At 42.6% G+C, this 8321-nt stretch carries 2 protein-coding genes; both read left to right on the forward strand.

Features of this window, described 5'->3' with window-relative positions; translation table 11 throughout:
* Window positions 1–166: 166 nt before the first annotated feature.
* Window positions 167–1921, forward strand: a complete 1755-nt coding sequence (locus A1D25_RS07680) for a ShlB/FhaC/HecB family hemolysin secretion/activation protein (RefSeq protein ID WP_157395109.1) — start codon at window positions 167–169, stop codon at window positions 1919–1921.
* Between the two features lie 20 nt (window positions 1922–1941).
* Window positions 1942–8321 (forward strand): two-partner secretion domain-containing protein (locus A1D25_RS07685; protein ID WP_157395110.1); only part of this gene is annotated, 6380 nt, incomplete at its 3' end.

Below are 8321 nucleotides of genomic sequence, written 5' to 3' on the forward strand. Positions count from 1 at the left end.
ACTTTGTCAATAATCTGAGTTAATTTATTTCAATAAATTAAATGCAAAATGGTGCGAGTATTCTCTCGCGCCATAAGAAATATTGAGGATATAGATAATACTATTATTGCCTTATCCTTGAGCAATCTATAGAATTCACTCCAAATGAAATTATTTGTTGAAATCTATGAACCATCTTTATTCCAAAATATCACTCTTTATCTTACCTATTGTTTCTTTATCAGCCCTCGCTAATTCAAGCAAGGACGATGTATCTCAATTAAATCAATTAGATGCAAACCAACAGCAACGCCAAATACAGCAACAGCAATCGCAATCAACCTTACTCCAATCCGCTGCCGATGTCCGTTTAGATACCACACAACAATCCCTCTCTTTACCTATCTCTGAATCTCCTTGTTTTCCTATTCATCAAATTTCTCTGATTGACTATTCCGCCGATAATTCACTGCAAATCAGTCAATTTCAATGGGCTTTCAATCAAGCTGTTAGCGATCTAAAGATTACGCTCCCACACTGCTTTGGTGGCGAGGGCTTAGGGATTTTGATGAAACAAATCCAAAATAACATTATTGAGAAAGGTTATGTAACAACTCGGGTGGTGGCATCAGAGCAAGATTTGCGTTCGGGCAATTTAGTTTTAACGGTTATTCTCGGCAAAATCGGGAATACGATTGTTGCCGATAGCAGTAACGTCCCTCGCTTTACTCGCCTTCAAAGCTGGAATGGATTTACCTTTGCAAAAGGCGATTTGCTCAATGTGCGTGATATAGAACAATCTTTAGAAAATCTCAAACGTGTGCCTACTGTTGAGGCGAATATTGAGATTCTCCCAAGTGAAAATGCCGAGAATATTGGGATAAGTGATTTAAAAGTGAGTTACAACCAAGCGTTTCCTTTTCGCCTAAATTTAGGGCTTGACGATTCAGGCTCTCGTTCAACAGGGAAATATCAAGGCTCGGCGACACTCTCTATTGATAATCTCTTCTCTGCTAATGACCTATTTTATACCTCTTTCACACACAGTTTAAAAAGTAGCGAAGATGACAAAGGCTCACGAGCGAGTAAAAATCTCACTTTCTATTACTCCATTCCATTTGGCTATTGGACACTTTCCGCAACGCAAAATTATAGTCGCTATCATCAAGAAGTTTTTGGTGCATTTGAGAATAACTACCGATATTCGGGTGAAAGCAACAATACAAAATTAACCCTCGCTTATTTGCTTTATCGTGATGCGGTGCGTAAAACCACTTTATCGGGCAGTTTTTGGTCTCGTCAATCGAAAAACTTTGTTGATAATGCTGAAGTTGATGTGCAACGCCGAAGAATGGCAGGTTGGGAAGCTGGCATTTCGCATAAAGAATATATGGGGAATGCCACCCTTGAATTATCCGCAAACTTCAAGCGAGGAACAGGTGCGAGAGGTTCGCTATCTGCACCAGAAGAACTGTGGAACGAAGGAACCTCTCGCCCGAAAATCATTACAGCGACGATTTCTCTCACTAAACCCTTTATGGTAGGCGAACAGCCTTGGCAGTGGCAAACTAGTTGGAATGCACAATGGAATAAAACCCCACTGATTGCACAAGATCGTTTTAGCATCGGTGGGCGTTATACAGTAAGAGGGTTTGATGGTGAACTCTCCCTTTCTGGCGAGCGTGGTTGGCTATGGCGTAACGAGCTGGCGTGGAATGTACACAATAAAGGTCATCAACTCTACCTCGCCTTAGATGGTGGGCGAGTATCTAGCTTGTCAGAAAGTCAGCTTGGACATCACCTTGTCGGTAGTGCATTAGGGCTTAAAGGTGGGTGGAAAGGCTTCTACTATGATGTATTTATCGGCAGACCCATTCGAATGCCTGAGGGTTTCCGCACTTCGGATGCCGTTGCAGGCTTTAATCTCGGGTATAGTTTCTAAATATTAATAAGGATTTTCCAATGAATAAAAAATGTTTCCGTGTTATTTTCAGTAAAACATTACAACGTTTTATCGTTACCTCCGAACTTGCCAAAACAGACGGTAAATCTAATGAAACAAGCGGTAGCTTTGGGCTTCCTGATTTGCAACTTTTTGCCCGTATCCGACCGCTTACCTTTAGCCTGTTTTGTGCTTTAGGGTTTGTCGCGTTTTCGAATAATGCTCTCGCAGAGACCTTGATTATTCAAGCGGATAAATCCGCCCCGAAAAACCAGCAACCGATTATTTTACAAACCGCAAATGGTTTACCCCAAGTCAATATTCAAACCCCCAATGAAAAAGGGCTTTCTCACAATAAATACTCAACATTTGATGTCGATACCAAAGGGGCGATTCTCAACAACAGTCGCACGAATGTGCAAACTCAGCAAGCTGGTTGGGTGCAGGGCAATCCTTATTTAGCCCGAAGTGAGGCGAAGGTCATTTTAAATGAGGTCAATTCCAACAATCCAAGTGTGTTAAAAGGTTATGTGGAAGTGGCAGGTAAAAAAGCGGATGTGATTATTGCTAACCCGAGCGGTTTACATTGTGATGGCTGTGGTGTGATTAATGCCAACCGTGCCACACTCACCACAGGTAAACCACAGATTCAGCAAGGCAACTTAGACAGCTTTGTGGTAGAAAAAGGTAAGGTCAGTATTGAGGGTAAAGGTTTAGATAACAGCAAAGCAGACTACACTGAAATTCTCAGCCGAGAAGTCAAAGCCAATGCTGGCGTGTGGACAAATAAAGCACTCAAAGTGGTAACAGGGAAAAACCACATCAAGCGGTCAGATGCTACCGATAATTTGCAAATTATTCATACCAACCCACCGCTTGCATCAGAAAACTCACCACAATTTGCGGTAGATGTGGGTGAGCTAGGTGGAATGTACGCTGGCAAAATCCACCTAATTGGGACGGAAACTGGGGTTGGTGTGCGTAATGCAGGGCATATTGGGGCAAGTAGCAATACCCTTCACATTGACAGCCAAGGGCAGATTATCAACACAGGTACGCTTAATGCTAACCAAGCGGTTAGTCTCACAGCAAGTAAAGGGATTGAGAACACAGGCAAAATCGAAAACCGTCAAGAGAACATTCAGCTCACCACACAAGCGGACATCAAACAAGATGGCTCCGTTGTGGCAAGAGGGGGCGATATTCACAAAAAAGCCACTAAAGCCATTACCCAACAAGGCGAAACGGTAGCAAAAGGCAATATCACTTATACCGCCCCAACAATCCAAGCCACTACCGATTCATTACTGGCTGCTGGAGTAACGATTACAGAGAATGACAAAGGCGAAACACGCCAGTTAGACACCCAGTCTGCACAGGGGAAATCGATTCAACTTACTAGCTCTGGGAAAATAACCGCTCAAGGTAAATCAACCGCATCGGGGGATATTACTCTCTCTGCCAAGATGATTGATGTCAATGACAGTCAGAAAAGTGCAAATACTATTAGCGTAATCGCTACAACAGGCAATATTGATGCAGCACGCGCAATATGGTCTGCAAATGATAAGCTTAATATTCATACTCCGATGACATTTTCTACAGTCGGCGGTGAGTTCAATGCTCATCAGTGGAAAGTGAGTGCTGCACGAGTAGATAATCAGGCTGGTCGTTGGTTTGCGGTTGGAAACGTGCCTCTTACATTGGATTTACCCCAAGGCTTAAATAATCTAGGTGGCGTCATTCAAAATCAAGGAAATATTGATATTCATACCCATACAGCGGGTATAGATAATCAGCAAGGTATAATTAAAAGCCTAAAAGGGAGTATTTCCACTCAATCCGTCACACCATTGCTCAATAATCAAGGAAAGTTAATCGCTGGAAAAACACTCTCCATTAATCATTTTGGTTTAAATAACCAACAGGGTTACATACTCGCTCAACAAGGAAATGCGACCATTAAGCTTCATCAAAATTCTTTAGTCAATCAGCACGGTAACATTCTTGCGGGCGAACATCTCAATATCACGAGTGGTACTTTAACCAATTTACAGGGAACACTTTATAGCGGGAAAAATACGACTATTCATACGCATTCAGGTGAGCTGAATAACCAAGAACAGGGGAAAGTGATCGCAGGGGGTGATATTTCACTCCAAGCCCAACATATTTGGAATGATAGTGGCATCATAGAGGCAAAAAATAATGCAACACTTACCGTGACTGAACAGCTTGATAATCAAAAAAGCACTACTCAAGGTAGTTTAGTGCAAGCGAGTAATACCCTTTCTATTAGTGCGCAAAAACTTGACAATAGTCGCACAAAAACAACAGATATCTTACCTGAGTCTGGCTTGGTTGCCAGTACCTTGAATGTCACCACACCTCATTTAGATAATCATCAAGGGGGTATTTATACGCTGGTTAATAGCACGCTTTGGCTCACCACGCTCTTAAATAATCAGCAAGGCGAAATTCGTTCTACTGGGGATTTACATATCCAAGGGAATGAGTTGTCTATTGAAAATCAACAAGGGGAAATACATTCAATAGGGCGTTTAACCATTAATACTCACTCACTGAGTAGCTTAGGGCAGATTTCAGGGGGAGAGACTGCACTAAATATGGTAAAAGATTTTGACTCACAAACCGACATTGTTGGCAAACAGAGTTTAAACATTACCACTCAAGGTAAATTAGTAAACCGTGCCACACTACACTCTAGTGGGAAATTACATCTAAATGCAATACAAATTGAGAATAACGCAGATGCGAACATTAAAGGGCAATCGGTTGAATTAAATACCCCACAAACATTCATTAACCGTGGATTAGTCAATGCCTTAGGCGATACCGTCATTCGAGTTGGGCAAATATTACAAAATATCGGCACAGGACGAATTTATGGTAACCATATTGCCTTGCAAGCCGATACCCTTATCAATGAAGACGAACGCATTGATGGCGAAATTAAATCAGGCGTGATTGCAGCACGATCAAGGTTAGATATTGGGGCAAATCATATTATCAACCAACAACATCAGCTAAAACCCGCCGAAGGCGAGAAATCAGGAGTCACGTTATCCAGTGATGGGGAGATGGTATTCGGGCAACAATTAAATGAACAGAATGAAGCGATTGGGGTGGCAAAAACATTACGTAACACAAGTAGCATTATTGAGGTAGCAAACAATCTCACATTGAATGTAACAGATATGCTAAATAGCAACCAATATATTCATAATGTATTAACGGAGAAAAGTAGAACACCCGTCAATGAAAGCTATTTAGTTTCAGGCAATACCTTGCGAAATGGTGAACGGATTAACTTTGAGCAACTTAAATGGGTCGGGTTTAGCCGTGCAGGAAAAGTGGTATTCAACAATACATCACAAAAACCTGAAAACCCTGAGGAATTAGCCACACAAGTGCTACCAATGCCAAATGAAATGGTTTGCCAAAATGTCGCCGAGCAAACAGGCTGTGTACCTACACCCAAATCGCTCTACTTACCAGACGATCCTATTTGGACATATTTTGGTATCACTCCACCTACTCAAGCCCCCGCTCTGCCTGATGTAAGCTATCTAGACCCTGAGTTAGATGCCCCTGTCGCACCAAGCGAACCAAGGAGAAGACGCTTAGGCGAAAGTGAAGATAAATATCAGGCACGTTTGAAACAATATGATGCAGATAAAGCAACATACCAAGCAGCCTTACAAGCCTATGAAGCAGAGCAAGCCAAATATCAAGCAGATATTCAGCCTTATCTTGATTGGGCTGAACAAAATAAATCGGCATTTGAACAATTAGAAGAAAAAATTCAGGCACATAACGGTAAGCTACAAGGCAGACAGTTTCTAGATTTTTGGATCAACAATGTTAAGGAACGCGTCATTAAAGAAGATGTTGCAACAGATTCCGTACCGGGGCAAATTCTAGTGGGTCGAAATTTAACCTTTAGTGGCAATCTTACCAATAACCAAAGTACGATTTTAGCAGGCGGTACAATCAGCAATACGCAAAACCCGACTATCCAAGTGGCAAATAACGACCAATGGGGTGAACGCATTATTGACGATCACGGTACGGAACAATGGACTTACTCTCGTTGGCGAGGGGGAGTCAAACGTTACCATCAACGTAAATGGGGTAGTGTGAATGCATACATCCACGAAACACGAACAGATATTCCCTTGCAAGTGGTAAACACACAAGCCAACAGTGCTTATCAAAAAATCACGCAAAATGCCCCACTTGCTAATGGTGAAGTATTATTAAATGAAACAGCAATTCACACGCAACCTAGCAATGTGCCTGATTTTGCACACACCAATGAAATTCGAAGCATTGGGGTGGATAAGCGTTTACCGAATTCAAGTTTATACAAGGTTCAGCTAAACCCAGCCAGCCACATACTAATCGAAACTGATCCTGAGTTTACTGATAATCGCCGTTGGTTAAGCAGTGATTATATGTTTAATGCCCTACGCCACGAACACGAGAATGTGCATAAGCGATTGGGTGATGGTTATTACGAGCAACGCTTAGTGCGTGAGCAAATTAACCAACTAACAGGTAGAATGTTTAACGAAAGCCAACATACCTTTGAGAGCCAATATCAAGCATTGATGGATGCGGGGATCAGTTTTGCTCAACGATTTAACCTTCGTCCAGGTATTGCCCTTTCACCAACGCAAGTTGCTTCGCTAACAAGCGATATCGTGTGGTTTGAACCAACGGAGATAACCCTCGCAGATGGCAGTGTACAGAAAGTATTAGCTCCTCGCGTATATGTAGTAGCAAGAAAAGGGGACATTGATGGTTTAGGCACACTCATCGGAGGCGAAAACATTACCCTTAATCATTTAGCAACCCTACAAAATAGCGGTACGATTTACGGGCGTCATCTCACCACCCTCAACGCCAATGAACTAGAGAACAGCGGAACACTCAGTGGTGCAGTAACCACTCTTTCAGGCAATAAATTACTGAATTTAGGGGGCGTGATTGAAGGAGAGCAAGCGACCGTGCTCAAAGTGAAAGACATTGATTTACGCAGCACAACCAAAACAAGTGAAATCAATTTAGAGGGATTTAGCCGCACTCAAACCAACCTAAGCCGTCAGGCATTAATCCACACTAAAAATGCAGATGGTATATTGGTGTTGGAAGGGGAAAATCTCACGATGACAGGTGCTAAAATCCAAAATAGTGGTAAGGGTTTAACGGATATCCACCTAACAGAGAGGATTGATCTGAATGGGTTAGCCGTGGGCTTTGATGAGAAAATGGGCGGTGGTAACCACTATCGCAACCAAGGTGAAAATAGTATGGTAGTGAGCCATATCTCAGGTAATGGGCAGGTTCAAATTCGAGGTAAACATATTTACTCAGAAGGGGCTAATTTAGATGCGGGCGGTAAATTAATTGCCCTTGCGGAAAATGAAATGGTGCTAGGCACAGCCAAACGCACCACCACTTACGAGGAATATCACAAAACAAAAAGTGGCAGTGCAGTTTCACGCAAGACGACAACACAATATGACAACGAGAGGGAGCTTACCCATAAAGGCACGGAAATCACTGGTGATAGCATATATCTCCACGCAAAACAAAATATACGAGGGGAAAGCCTCTTAGCGGTGTCTAAAACAGGTGATGTTGAGCTGGTTGCAGAGAATGACATAAACTTAACGTCAGCAACCAACACACTCTATGAAAAGCACCTAAAAACAACGAAACGCAATGGGTTATTAAACGGTGGTGAACTTGGTTTTACAATTGGTAGCCAAACCATTCGTCAAGAAGATACCTTAAACGGTGCAATCCAAAGCACTGCTCGCAATACCCTTGCCAGTGAACAAGGCAATGTCACTCTGCGAGCAGGTAATCAGGCTTTTGCAAGTAACCTTGATGTGATTGTTGCCAATGATAAAAACGCGACAATATCAGGTAAACAGGGGGCAAGGCTTGTTGCGGGTAAAGATGTGATTCAAACCACCGATAAGTATGAATTCAGTCAATCGGGGTTAAGTATCGCACTCTCAACCCCCGTGACCGATGCAATACAATCCGCTCACAAGGCATTACAACAAGCCAAAGCTACGAAGAATGATAAGCTCAAAGGCGTTTATGCTGTCAAAGCGGCAGAAGAGGCAGTGATTGCGGCTCAAAATGCTCAAAAAGTGGCTGATACCTTAGGGCAGTTAGGCAAAGGGATGGAGCAAAATGCCGCTGCAGCAGAAAATCCAGCAGTGAAAATCTCCGTCAGTGTTGGCACACAAAAACAGACCCGAGAAAGTAAAAGCGACACCCTCACTCACGCAAAAAGTAACCTCAACGCAGGCAATGTGACAATTTTGTCAGAAGAAGGTAAGGTGGTATTAGAGGGCGT

The organism is Ursidibacter arcticus (assembly GCF_009761375.1).
GTDB lineage: Bacteria > Pseudomonadota > Gammaproteobacteria > Enterobacterales > Pasteurellaceae > Ursidibacter > Ursidibacter arcticus.

What these genes read in the sequence shown, in the direction of transcription:
- A1D25_RS07680 (WP_157395109.1), top strand. Translation starts at nt 167, where the DNA reads ATGAACCATCTTTATTCCAAAATATCACTCTTTATCTTACCTATTGTT.